General features: G+C 40.2%; 1 protein-coding gene. It reads right to left on the reverse strand.

Translation table 11 applies throughout. The features are described 5' to 3' along the window. The coding region (locus ACG9ZL_RS21280; RefSeq protein ID WP_419361930.1) for a hypothetical protein at positions 1 to 205 on the reverse strand (205 nt) is incomplete at its 3' end. Positions 206 to 259 lie beyond the last annotated feature (54 nt).

Here is a 259-nt window from a genome sequence, read left to right on the forward strand (position 1 = left end):
TGAGTCCTTCCCTTGCTTGATCTAATGTTTTAGGAACATGAGTATCACCAAAACCAATGCGCGCCATCCTACCAAGCTTGAACTGTGAATGTGCCAATACAAACGTTCCCATATAAGTTGGACGAGAAGAATACTTGCGTAGATCAGGTCTAATATGTCCTTGATAACAAACCCTTCCATCATACAATGCACGACTATAAATCATATGATTCCTATCCATCTTTGATAAGAACGCATTGGTTTCTTCAGGACCTTTGAC

The organism is Acinetobacter legionensis (genome assembly GCF_048551735.1).
Lineage (GTDB): Bacteria > Pseudomonadota > Gammaproteobacteria > Pseudomonadales > Moraxellaceae > Acinetobacter.